Annotated in this window: 23 protein-coding genes; all 23 read right to left on the bottom strand. The window is 58.9% G+C overall.

The window, feature by feature from the left end:
• Positions 1 to 135: EscU/YscU/HrcU family type III secretion system export apparatus switch protein (locus tag ACESMB_RS09210; protein ID WP_372971388.1), on the bottom strand; the 135-nt coding region annotated here is incomplete at its 3' end.
• A 48-nt stretch (positions 136 to 183) separates the two neighbouring features.
• A complete protein-coding gene (fliR, locus tag ACESMB_RS09205; RefSeq protein WP_372925075.1) occupies positions 184 to 966 on the bottom strand; it encodes a flagellar biosynthetic protein FliR in 783 nt (260 codons plus the stop codon).
• Between the two features lie 6 nt (positions 967 to 972).
• Positions 973 to 1,242, bottom strand: a complete 270-nt coding sequence (fliQ, locus tag ACESMB_RS09200) for a flagellar biosynthesis protein FliQ (protein ID WP_372925074.1) — start codon at positions 1,240 to 1,242, stop codon at positions 973 to 975.
• A 12-nt stretch (positions 1,243 to 1,254) separates the two neighbouring features.
• Positions 1,255 to 2,019: a flagellar type III secretion system pore protein FliP gene (gene fliP, locus ACESMB_RS09195; RefSeq protein ID WP_372925073.1), complete on the bottom strand. Its 765-nt coding sequence runs from the start codon at positions 2,017 to 2,019 to the stop codon at positions 1,255 to 1,257.
• Between the two features lies 1 nt (position 2,020).
• Positions 2,021 to 2,500, bottom strand: a complete 480-nt coding sequence (fliO, locus tag ACESMB_RS09190) for a flagellar biosynthetic protein FliO (protein WP_372971382.1) — start codon at positions 2,498 to 2,500, stop codon at positions 2,021 to 2,023.
• 1 nt (position 2,501) lies between these two features.
• The gene (gene fliN / locus ACESMB_RS09185) at positions 2,502 to 3,020 is read right to left on the bottom strand and encodes a flagellar motor switch protein FliN (protein WP_372925071.1); all 519 of its coding nucleotides are present in this window, start codon (positions 3,018 to 3,020) and stop codon (positions 2,502 to 2,504) included.
• Positions 3,010 to 4,014, bottom strand: coding sequence for a flagellar motor switch protein FliM (gene fliM / locus ACESMB_RS09180; protein WP_372925070.1), 1,005 nt, complete (start codon positions 4,012 to 4,014; stop codon positions 3,010 to 3,012). The genes fliN and fliM overlap by 11 nt, the downstream gene beginning before the upstream one ends.
• 48 nt (positions 4,015 to 4,062) lie before the next feature.
• Entirely contained in the window at positions 4,063 to 4,572 is a 510-nt protein-coding gene (gene fliL, locus ACESMB_RS09175; RefSeq protein WP_372925069.1) for a flagellar basal body-associated protein FliL, read from the bottom strand.
• A 155-nt stretch (positions 4,573 to 4,727) separates the two neighbouring features.
• Positions 4,728 to 5,915, bottom strand: a complete 1,188-nt coding sequence (locus tag ACESMB_RS09170; protein ID WP_372925068.1) for a flagellar hook-length control protein FliK — start codon at positions 5,913 to 5,915, stop codon at positions 4,728 to 4,730.
• 96 nt (positions 5,916 to 6,011) lie between these two features.
• Complete coding sequence (locus ACESMB_RS09165; RefSeq protein WP_372971381.1) at positions 6,012 to 6,356, bottom strand: Hpt domain-containing protein; 345 nt, start codon at positions 6,354 to 6,356, stop codon at positions 6,012 to 6,014.
• Positions 6,357 to 6,370: 14 nt separating this feature from the next.
• Entirely contained in the window at positions 6,371 to 8,116 is a 1,746-nt protein-coding gene (locus ACESMB_RS09160; RefSeq protein WP_372971380.1) for a SpoIIE family protein phosphatase, read from the bottom strand.
• 32 nt (positions 8,117 to 8,148) lie between these two features.
• Positions 8,149 to 8,454, bottom strand: a complete 306-nt coding sequence (locus ACESMB_RS09155; RefSeq protein WP_372925065.1) for an STAS domain-containing protein — start codon at positions 8,452 to 8,454, stop codon at positions 8,149 to 8,151.
• A 124-nt stretch (positions 8,455 to 8,578) separates the two neighbouring features.
• A complete protein-coding gene (fliJ, locus tag ACESMB_RS09150) occupies positions 8,579 to 9,019 on the bottom strand; it encodes a flagellar export protein FliJ (RefSeq protein ID WP_372925064.1) in 441 nt (146 codons plus the stop codon).
• Positions 9,019 to 10,401 (bottom strand): flagellar protein export ATPase FliI, encoded by a 1,383-nt coding sequence (gene fliI / locus ACESMB_RS09145; RefSeq protein ID WP_372925063.1) that lies wholly within the window; start codon positions 10,399 to 10,401, stop codon positions 9,019 to 9,021. Before fliI ends, fliJ begins: the two co-directional genes overlap by 1 nt.
• The gene (locus ACESMB_RS09140; RefSeq protein WP_372925062.1) at positions 10,382 to 11,245 is read right to left on the bottom strand and encodes a flagellar assembly protein FliH; all 864 of its coding nucleotides are present in this window, start codon (positions 11,243 to 11,245) and stop codon (positions 10,382 to 10,384) included. Before ACESMB_RS09140 ends, fliI begins: the two co-directional genes overlap by 20 nt.
• Positions 11,245 to 12,285 (bottom strand): flagellar motor switch protein FliG, encoded by a 1,041-nt coding sequence (fliG, locus tag ACESMB_RS09135; RefSeq protein ID WP_372925061.1) that lies wholly within the window; start codon positions 12,283 to 12,285, stop codon positions 11,245 to 11,247. The genes ACESMB_RS09140 and fliG overlap by 1 nt, the downstream gene beginning before the upstream one ends.
• Complete coding sequence (gene fliF / locus ACESMB_RS09130) at positions 12,278 to 13,981, bottom strand: flagellar basal-body MS-ring/collar protein FliF (RefSeq protein WP_372925060.1); 1,704 nt, start codon at positions 13,979 to 13,981, stop codon at positions 12,278 to 12,280. Before fliF ends, fliG begins: the two co-directional genes overlap by 8 nt.
• 15 nt (positions 13,982 to 13,996) lie before the next feature.
• Positions 13,997 to 14,365 carry a flagellar hook-basal body complex protein FliE gene (fliE, locus tag ACESMB_RS09125; protein ID WP_372925059.1) on the bottom strand — a complete coding sequence of 123 codons (369 nt, stop codon included), beginning with the start codon at positions 14,363 to 14,365 and terminating at the stop codon, positions 13,997 to 13,999.
• Between the two features lie 216 nt (positions 14,366 to 14,581).
• On the bottom strand, positions 14,582 to 16,030 hold the full coding sequence (locus ACESMB_RS09120) for a sigma-54-dependent transcriptional regulator (RefSeq protein WP_372925058.1): 1,449 nt from the start codon (positions 16,028 to 16,030) through the stop codon (positions 14,582 to 14,584).
• A gap of 12 nt (positions 16,031 to 16,042) precedes the next feature.
• Positions 16,043 to 17,323: a sensor histidine kinase gene (locus ACESMB_RS09115; protein WP_372925057.1), complete on the bottom strand. Its 1,281-nt coding sequence runs from the start codon at positions 17,321 to 17,323 to the stop codon at positions 16,043 to 16,045.
• A 223-nt stretch (positions 17,324 to 17,546) separates the two neighbouring features.
• On the bottom strand, positions 17,547 to 18,998 hold the full coding sequence (locus ACESMB_RS09110) for a sigma-54 dependent transcriptional regulator (protein WP_372971379.1): 1,452 nt from the start codon (positions 18,996 to 18,998) through the stop codon (positions 17,547 to 17,549).
• Between the two features lie 72 nt (positions 18,999 to 19,070).
• Positions 19,071 to 19,397, bottom strand: coding sequence for an SOS cell division inhibitor (locus tag ACESMB_RS09105; RefSeq protein WP_372971378.1), 327 nt, complete (start codon positions 19,395 to 19,397; stop codon positions 19,071 to 19,073).
• A gap of 71 nt (positions 19,398 to 19,468) precedes the next feature.
• The coding region (locus ACESMB_RS09100) for a DUF1329 domain-containing protein (protein ID WP_372971377.1) at positions 19,469 to 19,705 on the bottom strand (237 nt) is incomplete at its 5' end.

The raw sequence follows: 19,705 nt of genomic DNA, 5'->3' as shown, positions 1-19,705 counted from the left end.
GGCACCTGCCAACAGAACGGCCATGGTGGCCAGTTCTTTGGAGCGCGCGGTCTGGCCATCCTCCTTGGCTTTTTCGAGCCTTCGGGGGGTGGCCTCTTCAGTTTTCTCCTGGCTGTTGTCGTTTTCTTCGGCCATGGGTTTTTCTTCGGTTTGGCTTTGGAGTTTCGGTTGGTGTTTATCGTTTTACGGCTGGCCCTGCAGGTTTCGCATGAATTCGAATGTTTCCCTGGTGTACTGCTCGAAGTGCGGCAGAAAATTGGCGTGCAGCACCCATATGGCAAATAATCCAAAAATCAGGCCAATCGGGAAGCCAAGGGCGAAAATATTCATCTGGGGGGCGGCGCGGGTCATGACGCCGAAGGAGATGTTGACGATGAATACGGCGGTAACCGCCGGCAAGGCCAGTAGCAGTGCGGAGACGAACATCCAGCTGATGCGGTGGGCCAGTTCCCAGACGCCTCGCTGCCCCAGGCCTTCCAGGCCGATGGGTAGGGTGCGGAAGCTTTCGATGAAAACTTCGAAGGCTACCAGGTGGCCGTTCATGGCCAGGTACAGCAGGGTGATGGTGATGGTGTAGATCTGGGCCAGTACCGGTACGTTGACGCCGTTGGCCGGGTCGACCATGGAGGCGAAACCGAGGCCCATCTGCATGGCGATCATCTGGCCGGCGACGACGAACAGCTGAAATAACGCGGTCAGGGCGAAGCCCATGCCAACGCCGATCAGGATCTGCTGCAGGGTGATGATGACCCCGTCAGCGCTGAAGGCGTCCACCTGCGGGACCGGGGGGATCATCGGCACCACCAGGATGGTGATGATCAGGGCCAGCCCGAGGCGGACTCTGGCCGGGACCAGTTGGGTGCCGACGAACGGGATTACCATCATGAAGCTGGCCAGACGGAACAGTGGCCACAGGTGTTGGCCAATCCACTGGTTGATCAGGTCGGCTGATATTTCCGTGGGCATGCCCGGTCAGCCGATTATGTAGGGAATGCTGGAGATCAGCCGTTCCGCGTGGTCGATAAGCTGGGTGAGCATCCAGGGGCCCGCCACGATGATGGTGATCAGGGTGACCAGCAGGCGCGGCAGGAAGCTCAGGGTCTGTTCGTTGATCTGGGTGGCGGCCTGGAAGGTACTGACCACCAGGCCAATGACCAGGCCGGGGCCGATGATCAGGCTTGACAGCAGTACGATCATCCACAGGGCTTCGCGGAGGATGTCGATGACGGTTTCGGGTGTCATGGTTGTTCTCCCCTATATCCCGTAACTGGCAGCAAGGGTACCCATGATCAGGGCCCAGCCATCCACCAGTACAAACAGCATGATCTTGAACGGCAGCGATATGATGATCGGAGACAGCATCATCATACCCATGGCCATCAGCACGCTGGCCACCACCATGTCGATGATGAGAAACGGAATGAACAGTATGAACCCGATCTGAAAGGCGGTTTTCAGCTCGCTGGTGACGAATGCCGGCAGCAATACCCAGAAGGAGACGTCCTCGGGGGTGTCGTACTGCTCGTCCGCAATCCTCATGAACAGGCCCAGGTCGCTTTCCCGGGTCTGGGCCATCATGAAATCACGGAAGGGCTGGCTGGCCTGCTCAACCGCTTCCAGCGAGGTCAGTTCCTCCTCCATGTAGGGCTGGAGAGCCACTTCGTTAACCTCTTCCAGCACCGGCTTCATGATAAAGATAGTCAGGAAAAGGGTCAGGCCGAGAAGGATCTGGTTGGAAGGTGTGGACTGCAGGCCCAGGGCCTGGCGAAGTATGGCAAACACGACGATGATGCGTGTAAACGAGGTCATCATCATCAGCATCGCGGGCAGGAACGTCAGCGCGGTCATCAGCGCCAGGATCTGCAGCGATACCGAGTATTCCTCGACGCCCTCTTCTTCGCCCGGCGTTACCGTAAACGCAGGAATGCCGGGAATGTCCGCCAACGCTGCCGGCGCCCAGGTGGCGAAAAATACAAGACCAAGCAGTGCGAGGACACGCCCGGGAACACGCGCCAACATGTCAGGAACCGTCCTTCGATGAAGATCCGGAGCCCCAGGATTTACCGATCATGCCCTGGAGTTTGCGGGCAAAATCACCGGATACGGGATCATCGGAACTGACCACAGGCTCGTCGAATACGTGCAATGTGCGGATGGTAGAGGGGGTAACGCCCACCAGAATCTGGGTTCCGCCCACTTCGATCAGCGCTACCCTTTCCCTGGTGCCCATGGCCATTACCGACACCACCTTGATGGCGCGGGTATTGCCGCCGGTCATTCCGCCCATGCGCCGCACAATCCAGGCGCAACCGAAAATAAGGGCGAGTACCGCGAGGAGGCCAGCGCCCAGGGTCAGCATGGTGACCAGCGTATCGGGTGCGGATGTCGTTTCCCCGGCCGGGGCTTCCTGCTCCTGGGCCATCAACAGAGCGGGTGCCAGCAGCATCAGGACAGCGCCGGCAAACCCGCTGCGAACCAGAGCACGAGATATCAACGCCATATTACTTCTGCAACCGCTTGATACGTTCGCCGGGACTGATCACGTCGGTCAGGCGGATGCCGAACTTTTCGTTGACCATCACCACCTCGCCGTGAGCAATCAGGGTCCCATTAACCAGCACGTCCAGCGGTTCGCCCGCCAGGCGGTCCAGCTCGATCACCGAGCCCTGGTTCAGCTGAAGCAGGTTGCGAATCGGGACCTGGGTGTTGCCTACCTCCATGGAAATTGTGACGGGGATATCGAGAATAACGTCCAGATCCGGCGCCGGCCCGGCACCCTGGCTGAAATTCGATCCTTCCGGAAACTCTTCCATGGGCGCGGCACGAACATTGTCTTTGTTGTTTTCGGCAGCCCCGTCCCCATCACCGGTTTCGCCTGCTTCCGCCATGGCGGCCGCCCACTCATCTTCCCGGCTGTCTTCGTCGGAATCGCCAGATTCTTCCATGGCGGATTCCCACTCGGCAGCAAGCTTCTCGTCTTCGCTGAGCTCCTGCTCATCTTTCTTGTCATCATCGGCCATTGTTGCTTCCCACCTTCAGTTGCTTTTTCACCTTGGGCACGGTTGCCCGCTCATGAATTCTCAGCGCCAGCTTGCCATCCCTGGTACCCATCGTGGCTTTGTAAATGGGTATGCCGTTAGCCGTCAGGGTCAGTAATTCAGGGATTTCCACCGGAATAATGTCGCCCTCTTTCAGCTTGGCGATGTCCCGCAGCGAAATGCGGCGCCGGCACACGGTCGTATTGATGGGAACGTTCACTTCCTTGATGTCTTCCTGAAGGGCGCTGACCCAGCGCTCGTCCACATCGTCAATATCACTCTGGACACCGGCGTCCAGTACATCCCGGATGGGCTCAATCATCGAATACGGCAGCGCCATGTGCAGCTCACCGCCGCCACCATCCAGTTCAATGTGGAAGGTGCTGACCACCACCACTTCGCTGGGGCTGACAATGTTGGCCATGGCCGGGTTCACCTCGGAGCTGAGGTACTCGAAATCCACTTTCAGCACGGCGTGCCAGGCTTCCCGCATGTCGTGAAACACCTGGTCAAGCACCATCTGCACGATGCGGGTTTCCGTCGGGGTGAATTCGCGGCCTTCAATCTTGGCGTGGCGGCCCTCGCCACCGAAGAAATTGTCCACCAGTTTGAAGACCAGCTTGGCATCCAGCACAAACAGGGAAGTACCGCGAAGCGGGCGAACCTTGCACAGGTTCAGACTGGTGGGTACGTAAAGAGTGTGGATGTATTCGCCGAATTTCATGATCTGAACGCCACCGGTGGACACATCGGCGTTGCGGCGTAGCAGGTTGAAAAGGCTGATGCGGGTGTAGCGGGCAAAACGCTCGTTGATCATTTCAAGCGTCGGCATCCGGCCACGAACGATGCGGTCCTGGCTGGCAAGATCGTAGGACTTGATGCCGCTTTCGTCGGTCTCTTCATAGGTGTCGATATCGCCGTCATCCACACCGTGGAGGAGCGCATCGATTTCATCCTGTGACAGTAAGTCCTGCATACGTTTCTCTGCCCCTGTATCCGCCCTGCCCGGGCGCTTTTACGCTATCTACTGGACGACGAAGTTCCGGAATAGCACCCGCAGCAAGGGCGGTTCCCCTTCCTGGTCGAGAGTACTGTTGACAACCTCCAGCATATCATCGGCCAGGGCCTGCCGGCCTTCCGGTGTCTGCAACTCCTCAAAGCCCCGGTCGCCCAGAACACTGATCAGTTGACTCCGCAATAGCGGCATATGTTTGCTGGCAGCGTCCAGTGCCTCGGGGTTATTTGCTTCGAACGCAAGATAAACCTGCGCGTAACGCTGTCGCCCCTCGGCCTGCAAGGTTGTTACCAGCGCCTTTTCCAACACGGTATAGGTACTAGGGACGAAGACTTCGGTCTCTTCCGTAGCCACTTCTTCGTCACCATCCGTGATACCGGGAATACCGCCCCCCAGGAACCACATGGTTCCGACCACGGATAGCCCGATAGCAAGAATCACTACCAGCACCAGCATTATAATAAGCTTCAGTTTGCCTTTCTTTGCCGGCGCCGCGCTGGGCGCATTGTCTTCAGCCATAACATGCTTCTGCCAGAAATCCGTCAAACGGACAGGTTATATGAAGGTATAAGCAAAGGACGGGCCAGAAAGCCCTATCCTCCTTATCAGGACAGCAGTTTAGCGTCGCGACGGAGGATGGGCAAAAGAAGAATTACCGGGGCGAGTAAATCCGTTCAGGCGAAAACATCAACTTCGCCTTTCCAGGACAGGTCGAGGGACTCGGGGGACCACTCCTGATCTTCCGGACCAGCGTCGGCCAGGCCTCTGCCCTGTCCACCGCGCTCACCGGAACCCTCTTCTCCGGCCTGCTGCTGTGGCGAATCCGAGACATCGAACTGCTCAAGGGAGAGCCCCTGCTCGCTCAGCATGTCCCTGAGGCGATGACTGTGAAGTTCCAGCTGATCCCGGACGGCCGGGTTGGCTGAATGCACGGTTATGTTGGCCTGTTCCTGCTGCACCTGAACACGCACTTCCATCGGACCCATATCCGGTGGCGTCAGGTGAATTTCAGCCACGGACATGTTGCGGGCGGTCAGCCAGGTCAGCTTGCCAACCAGCTTGTCGCCCCACTCCGCATGATTGACCGGTACATCAATGGATGTGGTGTATCCCCGCAACGCGGCTGCCTCGGCCGGCAGTTTTGCACTGTTGGGATTGGCCACCTGTTGACTGGCCAGCTCTGCCGCGGCCTGGAAGCGCATGGCGCCCTGAACAGACGGCGTTTCCTGGGTACGGGTGGCGTCGGCGGCAACACCGGACATCAGTGCTTCGGTGAGCGCCAGGCCGACACCTGCCCCCGCACCCTGCCCGTTACCCTGTCCCGGTTTGCCGATGCCGGCACCCGGCAGACCTGACATGATTCCGGCAAATGCCTGTACCCCGGGCATCGTGCCGTTAATGCCCGTCTGGCCGCTGTTTTTGCCAGCGGCTACAGGCCCGGCTTTACCCTCAGCTGGCATCAACAAACCCTGAAGCCCTGCAAACGTCAGGGGAATCGCTTCCTCAGGCGCAACCTCTTCAGCCTGAGAGGCCGCCTCTGCCGCTACTGTTGCCTCAATGTCTTCCGCCTTGCTGCGGTTGCCCTCGTTGGTCGACTCCCTCGCGGCAGACGTTTCCTTGCGGTCATCCGGGCCCCTGTCGCTGTTTGTGTCCTGACGTGCCTGTTCATTGCGGGCAGATTCGTCGGTGCGCGCCTGGTCCCGTTTTTCTGCCTGTTTCTGGTCGAGCCGCTGCTGCTCGGTGCGGGAGACAGAATCAAATTCACTGTCACCGCTTTTCTCACGACCGCCAGACGCAGGCTTTGCGCCATTATCGGACTTCGGCCCCTGCGGGGCTGTCTGGGGAAGAACCATCTGGGACATGGCAACCTCTTGCCGCTTTTTGCTGATCGGAATGCATCTGTCTGCGTTACCGGACTATTAAGCAAAAACTAGCAAAAGCAGTGCCATCGTGCGGTGTTATTCCAGAAAACCCCGAAGAGTCTGTTCTACCTGGCGGAACTCGTCCTCGATTGCATCGACCATGGCGCCAGCTTCGACCAGGCGGTTTTCACGCCCGGCCTTTTCGGCTTCAGAACACAGTTCCCCCAGTCTGGGCGCGCCAATGTTGATGCAGCTGCCCTTGAAGCTGTGTGCGGATTTGGAAAACCTGTCCGCGTCATCCTGATCCAATGCCGAACGCAGGTGAGCGATACGATCCGAGGAATCCTTGATGTAGGTGTTGATCAGGATATCGAATTCGTCTTCCATCACATCCTGCAACTCGGCCAGCGCTTCCTGATCAAGGTGTGGCTTGTCCGTCATGACCAACCCCCTGTTTATGTGTTGGTACTGCCCTCACGGGCAGCAACCTCGGAAAATTGCCAATCATATACAATTTCCGCCCGGGTGCCATATTCCCGGAAGTTGAGGGAATGCCCCAGCTTCCGCAGAAGCATCAGCCCCCGCCCGGAATAACCGTTCTCGTCGCCCACTGCGGAAAGATCACGGTAATCAAATCCGCTGCCACTGTCTTCACATACAATGGCCAGTTGCCCTCCCCTCGCAGTCATGGTATGCGTCAAGCTAAAACGGATAAAGTGACCCGAGACCGACTGCAAGCGCCGTTCCCGCTCCGCATAGTAACGGCCAAAACCATCCGGCGTTGCCTTCCAGTCAGAAGACAGGCCCAGAACACCGTGCTCCAGGGCATTGGTATACAGCTCTGATAACAGCGTATAGATCTCACCACTTTTACGCCGCAACCCCGGCACTTCCATACAGATATGAAGCAACAACGGCAGCGGACTGAACTGCCCCAGGGAGCGATCCTGGATTTCGTAAACACAGTGCCACTCCGCCGGGCCTTCCAGGGCGGACTGGGGCAAACGCTCTGACACCCCGGCCAACTCGGCCTCCTCCACCATCTCCAGCGACAGTAACGTCACATCATCCTGTTCCGGCTGCTTGCCCGTGAACGCATGAATTCCTGCCATTACCGCTTCGAATGGCGAACCGGCATTACCAGTATCATTCAGCGAGCGTTTCAGGCGCTCTTCACCATACATCTCACCATGGCGATTCTCCGCTTCCATCACGCCATCGGTCATCATCAGCAGGGTATCTCCCGGCTCCGTGCGTACCACTTCCATTCCAGCATCAAAACGCGCGGCAGCGAGCACTCCCAGGGGCAGATGCCGGGAGGTAATCGTCTCCTGCTCTCCGCTTGTTCTAAGAAGGACGCCATCCGGCAGCCCTCCGTTCCATATCTGCAACTGATTCAGGTGAAAGTCAGCCTGTATCAATGCCGCGCAACAGAACATTCCGGTAGGCAGTATCCGCCCGAGCTTCTGGTTGATCTCACGCAACACGTCACTGCCACTGAAGCCCTTGCTGGTCATGCCGTAGAAAATCTCGGCCACTGGCATGGCCCCGATTGCTGCCGGCAGGCCATGGCCGGTAAAGTCGCCTACCAGTATCTGCATGCCTCCCGCCGGGCGCGGACAGGCAAACAGGACGTCGCCGTTGAATATCGACATGGGGGAGGCGTGATAGCGGATGTTCGGTGCATCCAGACAACCGGTGTGGGCGACATTGTCGAACACACGCTTGGCGATTTCCTGCTCTTCCAGGAGATGACGATTGCGGTCGTTGATCAGATCCCGATGGTGGCTCAGGGTCTGGTGCATAAGCCGCATGCGGTTGAACGCGTTGATCTTGGCTTCGATGATGATGCGGTTGTACGGCTTCGTCAGAAAATCGTCGCCGCCGGCCTCGAGACAGCGGGCCAGCGCGTCAGCATCAGACAGGGACGTCAGAAAGATCAGCGGAACCAGCCGCTCGCCGGCCAGCGCCTTGATTTGATGGGCGGCTTCCATCCCGTCCATAACCGGCATCAATACGTCCAGTAGTACAATATCCGCACCGGACTCACGGAAAATATCAACGGCGTCCTGACCGTTTCTGGCGTCAGCAACCTCATGGTCGAGGCGGCGTAGAAGGGTTTTCAGAATCAGACGATCACTGTCGCTGTCGTCGGCAATCAGTATTCTCAGCGGCCGGTTGTCTGAGAGAGAATCATCCACAACAAACCTCCGCGACCCTACGATGTCATGATTCAGCGAATCGCAAACAACTGTTCAAAATTGGAGATGGACAGAATACGGCGTACGTCACTGTTGCAGTTCTCGATGCGAATTTTCGCGCTGTCGCCGCCGGCGTAGTCTCTCAGCAACAGCAACATGCCAAGGGCCGAACTGTCGAGATAGGTGGTGTCGGACAGGTCCACCACAAAGGAAGTCACGTTTTCGTCGCCATGTTCATAGGCATCACGAAAGGCCTGATGGGTACTGAAATCAAAGCGCCCTTCAATTTTTATGGTCAGGGTCTGACCGTCCTCACTTCGATGCGTCTGAATTGGCATTCCGGAGCCTCCATAAAGTACGAGCGTGGTAACAGGGAACAGCGTGAGCCTTGGTGGCATCCTGACGTACAGGATAGCTCACCATGCTGAAATTGCATCCGTGTTACCTATTTCAGCCACGCTTTCAGCGTCGCCGTGCAAGAATCCGCCCGGCGGCCTCATCCATCTGTTTCTGGTCCCTCAGGTCCTGCTCACGCTGTTCCTGCCTGCGGCAGGTTTCAATGTATTTCTCCATCCCCCGCCGTTTTTCCCAGGCCCGCTGCCACTCTTCGCGGCAGGCCCTGAGTCGGTCTTCTGCTTTCACCAGCAGTTTCTGCTGCTGGGCAATCACCTGATCCAGTTGGGCAATGAATGCCTGCCAGCCCTGGAGCCTGGCAACCGACACCACCCCTTTCTGGCTGCTGCGAATCTGTTCCCGGTACTCGGACTGATAGCGCTCCAGGTTTTCAATCTGTTGGCGCTGGGCTTCGTGATGCTGCTGGGCCTCGGCCATTTTCTCCAGGGCGGCCTTTTCCTTGCGCTCCTCGAGAGCCAGCACCACAGCCAGACGCTGTGACCGCAACATCAGCTATTCCCTCCGGAAACGGAAGGCGGGGTTCTGGCCCGGTCGGGGGAGCGTCTTTCCGGCACCACCGCCAGCAGTTGCTTGATGCTGTCCTGCAGGGGAGCACTTTCATTCAAACCCTGTTGCAGGAACTGCCCCATATTGCCGATGTGTGCGATGGCAAAATCGGTCTCCGGATCCGATCCTTTCACGTAGGCGCCAACGCTGATCAGGTCCCGTGCCTGCTGGTAGCGGGAGTAAACCTGCTTGAAACGCTGCGCCCGGGCGAAGTGTTCAGATTCTGTCACCTGGGGCATGACACGGCTGATGGACGCCTCCACATCGATGGCGGGATAGTGTCCCTCTTCCGCCAGACGCCGGGACAGCACAATATGGCCGTCCAGAATGGCACGGGCGGCATCGGCAATGGGGTCCTGCTGGTCATCGCCTTCAGTCAGCACGGTATAGAACGCGGTTATGGAGCCGCCGCCAGGGCGACCGTTGCCGGTTCTTTCCACCAGTTGCGGCAGCTTGGCGAATACCGATGGCGGATATCCCTTGGTGGCTGGTGGCTCGCCCACCGCCAGGGCTATTTCCCGCTGGGCCTGGGCATAACGGGTCAGGGAATCCATCAGTAACAGCACCCGCTTGCCCTGGTCCCGGTAATACTCTGCGATACGGGTGGTCAGCATGGCAGCGCGTAGTCGCATCAGCGGCGAATCATCGGCGGGGGACGCCACAACCACGGAGCGGTCGAGCCCCTCGTCACCCAGGATATCCTCAATAAATTCCTTTACTTCGCGGCCCCGCTCGCCAATCAGCCCGACCACGGTTATATCCGCATCGGTAAAGCGGGTCATCATTCCCAACAACACACTTTTACCGACACCACTGCCGGCAAACAGGCCCAGCCGCTGCCCCTGACCCACCGTCATCAGGGCATTGATGGCACGAATACCCACATCCATGGACTGGCGCACCGGCGCCCGGTCCAGGGGGTTAATGATATCGCCACTGAGGGACACCCGGGCTTCTGCCTGCAGTGGCCCCTTGCCGTCCAGCGGCTCACCATTACCGTTCACCACGCGCCCCAGCAATTCCGGCCCTACCGGTACCCGGCTGGCCACCGATAACGGCACCACCCGGGCGCCGGGGCGCAGCCCCTCGATCGCGGTCAGCGGCATCAGATAGACACGATCGTCCTCGAAGCCCACCACCTCTGCTTCCACGGTACCGGCACCCTGGCCGGTAATCACGCAGCGGTCGCCCACTACCATGGGGCAACCCACGCATTCCAGCGTCAGGCCGACCATCCGCGTCAGGCGGCCGGAAAGCTCCGGCTGGGGCTCTTCGGTAAAACATTCCTGCAGTCTTGCCAGGCGTTCAGCCAGATGTGCTGTCATTACTCCCTCCGTCCGCCTTGTCCCCGTCGGAATCAAGCACGCCGTGCTGGAAGTCAGTGAGATCGCTCATCATGGCATCAAGTTCCTCACCCTCAGCGGCTTTATCGCTGTCCAATTGCCGGTCCAACATGCCCTGAACGGCTTTCTGGAAACGCTTTTCGACGGTGAAGTCCACCAGGCTGTGGCGGGTTTCCAGCTTGCAGCCGCCCCGCAGTACCGAGGCATCCTCGACAATAGACGTAGCCGCTTCAAACTTTCCGGCAACCTCGCTGACCCATTGATAGTCATCGGGATGAATATGTATGCGCACATTTTCGACAGTGGACGGCAGCGAGGCCATGGCACGCCGGACCACCTCGGCGATGTGGGACGAATCCAGTGACAGCTCCCGGAACACAACCGCGCGGGCCAGAACCGTGGTCAGATTGACCAGTGCGGTTTCCACCTCATCCTCGTGGCGCTGGATGGGAATCAGCAGTTCACCCAGCAGATGCTCCAGCCGGTCCAGCTTGGCATCCACCTGCTTACGGGTTTCCGTCAGGCCCTGTTCAGCCCCTTTTTCGCGGCCCTCGGCAAGGCCGGCTTCATACCCCTCCTGACGGCCCTTCTCCAGACCCTCATTGAAACCCGCCTGATAGCCCGCATCCCGGCCCTCACTATGGCCGTCTTCACGGGCCGCCTGGCGGATTTCGTCAATATCGGAGGCGGTCAGTGGTTTTACCTCCCGCTCCTCCTCCCGGGCCACTTCATTGCCGCGGGCATCCAGCAGGGGAAGTTCCCAGCGCTCATAGGCGGTGAGGTTTTCCTTGGGGATGCGGTCGAGGTTACGGCGGGGATCTTTCATCACATCATTTCTTCGCCAGCACCGCCTAGGGTAATTTCACCGGCTTCAGCCATACGGCGGGCGATGGTGATAATGTCTTTCTGGGCCGATTCCACTTCGCTGACCCGCACCGGCCCCTTGGCCTCCAGGTCGTCCTGCAGCAGTTCGGCGGCCCGCTTGGACATGTTCTTGAAGATCTTTTCCTGAACGCCATCGTCAGCGCCCTTGAGGGCAACCACCAGCACCTCGGAGGACACTTCCCGCAGCAGGGCCTGGATGCCACGGTCTTCAATGTCTTTCAGGTTATCGAACACGAACATCAGGTCCTCGATGGTGGAGGCCAGGTCCGGATCCATGTCCTTGATGGAATCCATCAGGCCACCCTCGATGCTGCGGTCCATGAAGTTCATGATGTCGGCCGCGCGCTTGACCCCGCCAATGCGGCTGGTCTGGGCCGCGGAGCCGCCGGAGAACTGCTTCTCGAGAATGTCGTTGAGTTCCTGCAGCGCCTGGGGCTGGATGCTTTCCAGGGATGCCACCCGCATCATCACGTCCAGGCGCACCTTGTCGTCCAGGGTGCCCAGAATTTCGGCGGCCTGGTCCGGGTCGAGGTAGGAAATAACGATGGCCTGAATCTGCGGGTGCTCGTATCGGATGATGTCACCCACGGCGCGGGGTTCCATCCACTTCAGGGTATCCAGGCCCGTGGTATTGCCGCCGATCAGAATCCGGTCGATCAGGCTGGAGGCCTTGTCGTCACCCAGGGCCTGGGTCAGCATGGTGCGGATGTAGTCGTCATTGCCAACGCCAAGGCCGGTCTGGCCGCCCACGGCCTCCACAAACTGGTTAAGCACGTAGGTCACGTCGTCTTTGCTGACGTCCTTCATCTGGGCCATGGCCACGCCGACCCGCTGCACTTCTTTCGGGCCCATGTGCTTGAGCACTTCAGCGGCGTCGTTCTCGCCAAGCGACATCAGCAGGATGGCAGCCTGCTCCACCCGCGGAATCTTCCGCTGGGGCTTTTGCGGCGCCTCTGGCTGGCGGTTGTTCTCATCAGTCATCAACATTCACCCACTGGCGCATCACCTGGGAGACCCGCGCGGGGTCTTCCGCAATCAGGCCTTTCAGTGCATTCAACTGTCTATCATAGCTGTCTGTTGCGCCGGGCAAAAGCAGATCATCCTGGGAGTGCATCGCCTCCCGCAAGGCATCGCCCCCCTCAATGTTGTCCAGCCCTTTATAGCCCTCATCATCAGATTCGCCCCGGCGCTCACTGCGGCCACCACCGGAGAGGCTTTTCAGGGTCGGGCGCAGCAGGCCCAGCACAAGCACCAGTATCACCAGTCCTGCCAGCACCTGTTTCATCAGGTCCCAGAACCAGGGCTGCTCCCAGAATCCCGGCGCCTCGAATTCCATCTGTTCCTCGGCGGCAAACGCCGTATTCATTACCGTAACACTGTCGCCGCGTGCAGCAGAATAGCCCACAGCATCGCGAACCAGCATGGTCAGGCGCTGGAGTTCCTGCTCGGGCCAGGGCTCATAGCTGACTTCTCCGGTCTCGGGGTCCACCACTTTCATGTCATCAACCGCCAGGGCGACCGACAACCGTTTGATCCCTCCCAGTTCCTGGCGCACATAGCTGACCGTGCGATCCATTTCGTAATTACGGGTAGATTCTTCGCGGACATTGACCGGCGGAGCCGCCTGGGCTTCGCCGTCCTCATCACCATTGGCCTGCTCTGGCACTGTTGCCTGGCCCGGCGGCTGGTTCGACAGTGCGCCAGGTATGCCACCTGCACCGCCGCTACCGCGCTGTTCGGACATCTGGCGTTCACTGCGCACAGCCTGCTGTTCCGGATTGAACAGTTCCTCTGCCTTCTCCACCGATGAGAAATCAAGATCGGCCGAGACTTCGGCGCGGAACCTGCCATCGCCGACAACCGGCCCGACCAGCGATGCCACCCTGCGGGTGAGCCGGTCTTCAACACGGGAAGTGTAGTCGTACTGATCCTCCATCTGGCGACTCTCGCCTGCCTCCTCACGACCCGTCAGCAGATTGCCACTCTGGTCCACCACCGTCACATTGTCCTTGCTCATTTCCGGAATGCTGCCCGCGACCAGATTCACAATCGAGGCAATCTGTTCCTGCTCCAGCCGGCGGCCGGCGATCACTTCGAGGAAAACCGACGCAGTTGGCGTGCGAGCATCACGCACAAATACCGAGCGCTCCGGTATCGCCAGGTGGACCCGTGCCGAGCGAACCGTACGCATGCTACCGATGGTTCGCGCCAGCTCGCCCTCAAGGCCACGGCGGAAACTGATGGTTTCCATGAACTGGGAGGTACCCAGGCCGCGATCCTGATCCAGAAGCTCGTACCCCATTGTCTTCTCGTCTGTCACGCCTTCGGCCGCCAGTTTGAGGCGGGCGTTATAGACCTCATCGGAAGGAACAAGCAGTGCGCCCGTGCGTGGCTCCATGCGGTAGTCGATGCCGTTGGCGTCGAGAATGGTGGTGACATCCTGGGGGTTGTACCCGGACATATCACCCACCACGGGTTGGTAATTGGGTTCCTGAGCCCAGAGAACCACCGCCACGCCAAGTGCAACACTGGCTGCGAGCCCTACCATCAGCCCGACCTGCCGCAGCAGATTCAGCCGGTTGAACCCGAATATCAGATCGCTACGGCTTTCGCCGGCATCGTCACCCCGCGCTGCGGGCATATTCGAGGATGAGGTTTCGGCAGGTACACTGGCCATGGGTCTGCTCCGCTATCAAACCGGCATGTTCATGATGTCTTCATAGGCCTGGACTACCCGGTTACGAACCTGGGTGAGAGCCTCGAAGGAAATAGACGCCTTTTCGGACGCAATCATGACACGGGATATATCCACGTTGGGATCCCCCATGTCGTAGGCCGTCTTAAGGTCGTTGGACGACTTCTGTAACTCATTGACTGACCCCACCGCCTGGCTGAGCATATCGCTGAACTTCGGGGTTTCAGAGGTTTCCTGGACCCGGGAAGGCCCATCTATCCGGCCGCGGATGTTGTTATCCTGCTCAACCCGCTGATTCTCCATCATCTGCGAGCGCATATTGCGGATTTCAGAAAGAACACTGTTGATGTCAGCACGCTGAACCATGATTCACTCTCCCGGATCGCCCCTGTTGCGGACAAGCCTCTGAACTGGATATGTCTTTCCGGGGTTAAAGCAAACCGCAGGCCAATATAATTTATTGCCTGTTTTTCATTAAGTTAATAAACTTTCTGGAGACATGGCTTGCGGGGGCGACGGTCTTTTGACGAGCCCACAAAAAACGGCACCCGAAGGTGCCGAACGAAGGAGTTGTCGGATGGATCAGGCGGCGGCCAGCTCGGCATCCAGGTCGATGCCTGCATCACGCATCTGGGCCAGCTTGTACCTGAGCGTACGGGGGCTGATCCCGAGTTGCTCCGCGGCCCGGTTACGGCGACCCCGTTCCTTTTTCAGCGCCTCGATAATAATCCGGAACTCACGCTGCCGGACCTCGTCACCCAGTGACGTTGGCGAAAGCTCTTCAGGGCACGCCCCGGTCGCTGCGTCGTTAGCTTCATCGCTTTCCTGCACCACCACGTCCGAAGCAGTATCGGGAGCCGACGTGGGCGCAACTGCAGAAGCACTGTCCATGCGCCCGGTAATACCCAGCTCCAGGCACAGATCACTGGCGTGAATCACGTTGCCCTGATGCAATACCAGTGCCCGCTGGATGGCGTTGTCCAGCTCGCGGACGTTGCCAGGCCACTGATGCGCCATTAGCGCGTTCCTGGCGTCGGGCGCAAAAGTCACGCCGGTCAGCTTCATCTTGCGGCAGTGTGTTTTCAAAAGGGCGCTGGCCAGCGGCATGATATCGAGGGTGCGCTCCCGCAGGGGTTGCCAGTGCATGGGAAACACCGTCAGGCGATAATAAAGATCTTCCCGGAATTTGCCTTCGCGAACGTGATCGGCCAGATCCCGGTTGGTGGTGGCAATCACCCGCACATCCAGGGAAATGGTCTTGCGACCGCCGACCCGTTCAACCTCACGCTCCTGCAACACCCGCAGCAGTTTCGATTGCAGGCTCAGGTCCATTTCCGAGATCTCGTCCAGCAGAATGGTGCCGCCATTGGCCTGCTCGAATTTACCCGGCGACGATGCCACGGCGCCGGTGAAGGCGCCTTTCTCGTGACCGAACAGGATTGCCTCCAGCATGTTCTCTGGAATGGCCGCACAGTTGATGGCCACGAATGGCTGTTCGGACCTTGGAGACTGCTGGTGAATATAGCGCGCCAGGACTTCTTTGCCGGTACCACTCTCACCGGAAATCATTACCGTTGAGTCGCTGGACGCCACTTTTGCCGCCAGCTGGAACATACGCTTGCTGATGGGGTCTTCCGCCACCGGCTGGTCGCCACTTTTCTGACGGCCACCACCCACCACCTTGCTGACCGCATCCACCAGCACTGCCGGCTCAAACGGTTTGACCAGGTAATCAATGGCACCCGCCTGCATGGCGGAAACCGCATGACTGATCTGGCCGTAGGCGGTAATCAGCATCATCGGCAAACCGGGGTAATGCCGCTGGACTTCGTGCAGTAGCTCATGGCCCGATTTACCGGGCATGTTCACATCACTGACCACCATATCCACCGGTGATTCCGCCAGTCGCGCCAGCGCCTGCTCCGCATCGGCGGCTTCCCGCACACGGAACTTTGCCAGTTCCAGTGTTGTCACCAATGCTTCACGCAGATCGTGGTCGTCCTCAACGATCAGAATTTGGGCTTTGGCCATGATTGCCTCCGGTCAGTTCTTCTTTTGTGCCTGCGCATGCCGGCTTTTGGCAGACAGCGAGCGTAGTAACGGCAGCGAAATAGTTGCAATGGCACCGCCATCAGAGGGCGCTTCAATGTTAAAGCGGCCCTGATGGGCTTTTACCACGGCCTGAACAACGGCCAGGCCCAGGCCAGTGCCATGGGACTTGGTGGTATAAAAGGCTTCCAGCAGATGGCCGGCCTGTTCTGGAGTAAAGCCGGGGCCGTTGTCGGCTACCCGTACCACCAGTTCGCCGTTGGCGGAAGCGATGGCTACCGTAACCCTGGTTGCACCGGCTTCCACGCTGTTATTGACAAGATTGGTACAGGCGCCGACCAGGGCATCGCGGTTGCACATCAGCGCCTCGTCATCTGCCTGGCTGTCCAGATCCACGGTAACACCGGCAGGCAGTTTCAGCCCATCCAGCGCCGATGCCAGTGCCTGCACCAGCGCAGCAGCCGACAGCTCCTCCGCCAGACGGGTTTCACCGCGGGCGAAAATCAGCATGTCGCGAACCTGCTGCTCAAGATGAGTCAGACGGGACATCAGGCGGGACGCGCAACGCTGCCGCATCTCCTCGTCCAGGTCGTCCTGGCTCAGGTGACCGCCATACAGAATGGCGGCAGAGAGCGGCGTGCGAATCTGGTGAGCCAGCGAAGCCACCATCTTGCCCATGGCTGAAAGACGCTGGGCATGGGCCAGTTGCGCCTGAAGGTGACGGGTCTCGGTCAGGTCCGTCAGCAGGATCAACTGCCCTGGCTGATTCTCCATGGTACGGATTTCGATACTCACGCGGCGGCCGTCTTTAAGCGACACTTCGTGGCCATCGTCCCGGCGTGGAGCAAAGCAACGGCGAATCACATCCACCCAGCGCTCTCCGTCGAGGGGCTCCCCCAACAGTGTAATCGCTGCAGGATTCGTCTGCGTCACCACACCCTGGCTGTCGAGAACCACCACCCCGGCTGGAAGCGCATGAAGCAACGTGGAAAGCCGGTCTGCCAGCTCCTCCTTCTGCTCCAGCTCTGCCTGACGCTGCTGCGACTCCGCGGACAGCTCACCGGACAACTGGTTAACACGGGACTCCAGCGTGCGATAGGAATCAGTAATCTGCCGCGACATCTGATTGAACAGATCCAGCGCCGTTCCCACAGCCTCATCATCCTGCTCCGGGAACAACGCCGTCACCTTGTCGTTGACATCCGCCGCCGCATTGGCCGGAGACTCCCCTGAGGAGTCCTTCGACGACAAACCAACAAAATGCAACTGACTCATACACTCGCCCTCTGACCGGACCAAACCCCGGCCCGTACCAATCGGATGGATCGTTTGGGCAACACTAAGCCAGCACTGTGCCAACTTTAATTTCTGTTTATATTTCAAAGGGAAGGAAAATCAGGAAAGGGGCCAATGACGGGTTTCCGTCACCCGAAAACAACAACGGCGCCGCAGGTTACAAACCTTTGACGCCGTTCAAACCAGAATCGCAGAGCGCCACTTAGCTGTCCTCGGACTCCTCATCCCGAAGCCCGTACTTGCGCACCTTCTCCACCAGAGTGGTCCGCCGGATCCGCAACTTCTCTGCTGCCCGGGCCACTACACCCCCGGCCTCATCCAGCGCCTGCTGGATCAGCTGCCTCTCGAGGTTGGAGAGATAATCCTTCAGATCAATACCGTTCACCGGTAATAACGCGGGGGCGTCCAGGCCTACCAGCCCCGGAATACTGGAGGGCATCCCTGAATCCTCGACCGGGCGATTTTCATCGTAGTCGTCCACGTAGCGGAACTTCTTGGGCAGCTCCTGCACGCCGATAACCGCATAGGGATGCATGATCGCCAGCCGCTCCACCAGATTGGCCAGCTCGCGGACATTGCCGGGCCAGTCATGGCGACAGAGACTCATAATAGCGGCGGAATTCAACCGCAAAGAGCCACGCTTCTCCTTTTCCATCCGGGAAATCAGCTCATTGATCAGCAGGGGGATATCCTCCACCCGCTCACGAAGGGCCGGCATCTCGATGGGGAACACGTTCAGGCGATAGTAAAGATCCTCGCGGAAATCGCCGCTTTCGATCATGTCTTCCAGGTGCTTGTGCGTCGCCGCAATCACGCGCACATCGGCGGACTGGGTGCGGTTGCTGCCCACGCGCTCATAGGTGCGCTCTTGCAGGACCCGCAATATCTTGACCTGCATGTTCAGCGGCATATCGCCGATCTCATCAAGGAACAGCGTGCCCCCCTCAGCAAGCTCGAACCGCCCGACCCGGGCAGTGATGGCGCCGGTAAACGCACCCTTCTCGTGGCCGAACAGCTCGCTCTCCAGTAATTCCGCAGGGATCGCACCGCAATTGACGGGAACAAAGGGCTTGTCCCGCCGGGCAGAATGGTAGTGCAGGTTACGAGCAACCACTTCCTTGCCGGTACCGGACTCACCGGTAATCAGCACACTTACATCCTTGTCGGCCACCTGTTCCATCAGCTGACGAACAGACTGCACTTTACGGCTGGTACCGACAAGACTGCGAAAAAGCTGAAGTCCACGCTGCTGGCCACGCTCCCGCGACCGGGCAAACTGATCGCGGTATATCTGGGCACGGTAAAGAGAGTCCACAAACTTGGTGTAATTCAGGGGCCATTCCATGCGGGCTATCACCCGGCCGACATGGTCGTCAGCCAGTCCTCTGAGGTCCGGATCGCCAACCATCAGAACAGGCACACCCTCACCGGCCTCACAAACCGCGGAGACGGTCTTGCGCACGCCATCGTCCTCACCATTGACGACCACAACGGAAACCTCGTCCAGGGTTTCCGGGTCGCCACTGGCAAGCAGTGAGCGAGCCGCCTCACCGAAGATGACGTCTTCCTCGCCAATAAACTCAAGGATCGTGGCAATGTCACGCTTCCTTGAATCGTCCTCGCTGAGCACCAGCACTCTGTTGTTCTTCGACATCCAAACGAATCTCTTGCGGGATTTGTGAGCGGTATTTAAGACTGTAAGAGCGTCTGAGTCAATTTTATGACGCTATTTGGAACGATTTGAGGAGACGTTCTGATAGGCTTTGGCAGCGCTGCGGTTCTGATTGACTTCCTTGAGGGCTTTCTGGGCCTCAGCTTTGGCCTCATTTGCCGAAATATTGGCACGGTCACAGAAGGTCTGCAGAGTTGCCAGCCGCTGCCGCACCGGTTCAGGATCCAGTTCACCGGCTTCCAGTGCCGCCATCACCGGCTCAATGGTTGGCCTGACCAGCTCATTCAGCCGCGACAGCTCCTCCCAGTTTTTCCCGGCGAGAGCGGTTTTCAGATGCTCCACCAGGGTATCCACTGCTTCCAGTTGCTCCGGTACCGACATAACTGCATCTCCAGTCTTGCTGTATGACCCGGACAATGGCCGGGGGCTCACGATCCCGGCCACAACTGATGTCAGCGACGCGCCGCCCTGCGGGCAGCTGAAGCCGAGAACTGGTTGCCGCGGAATCCGGGGTTGAAGTTATAGGCCGGGAAACCGTCGTCCAGGCCATCAATATAGTAACGTTGCGCCTTGAGATCGTACGTCATTTCCATGGTAGTCCAGAACACCGGCTCACTGTAATAGCTGATATTGTGCGCCTCGGAAACACGCCAGAGATCGCCATCCCTGTCATATTCCTCACTGGCCAG

It is taken from the genome of Marinobacter sp., assembly GCF_041686475.1.
Lineage (GTDB): Bacteria > Pseudomonadota > Gammaproteobacteria > Pseudomonadales > Oleiphilaceae > Marinobacter.
Note: the sequence above shows the minus strand (reverse complement) of the source record. Positions and strands in the feature narration are given on the sequence as shown.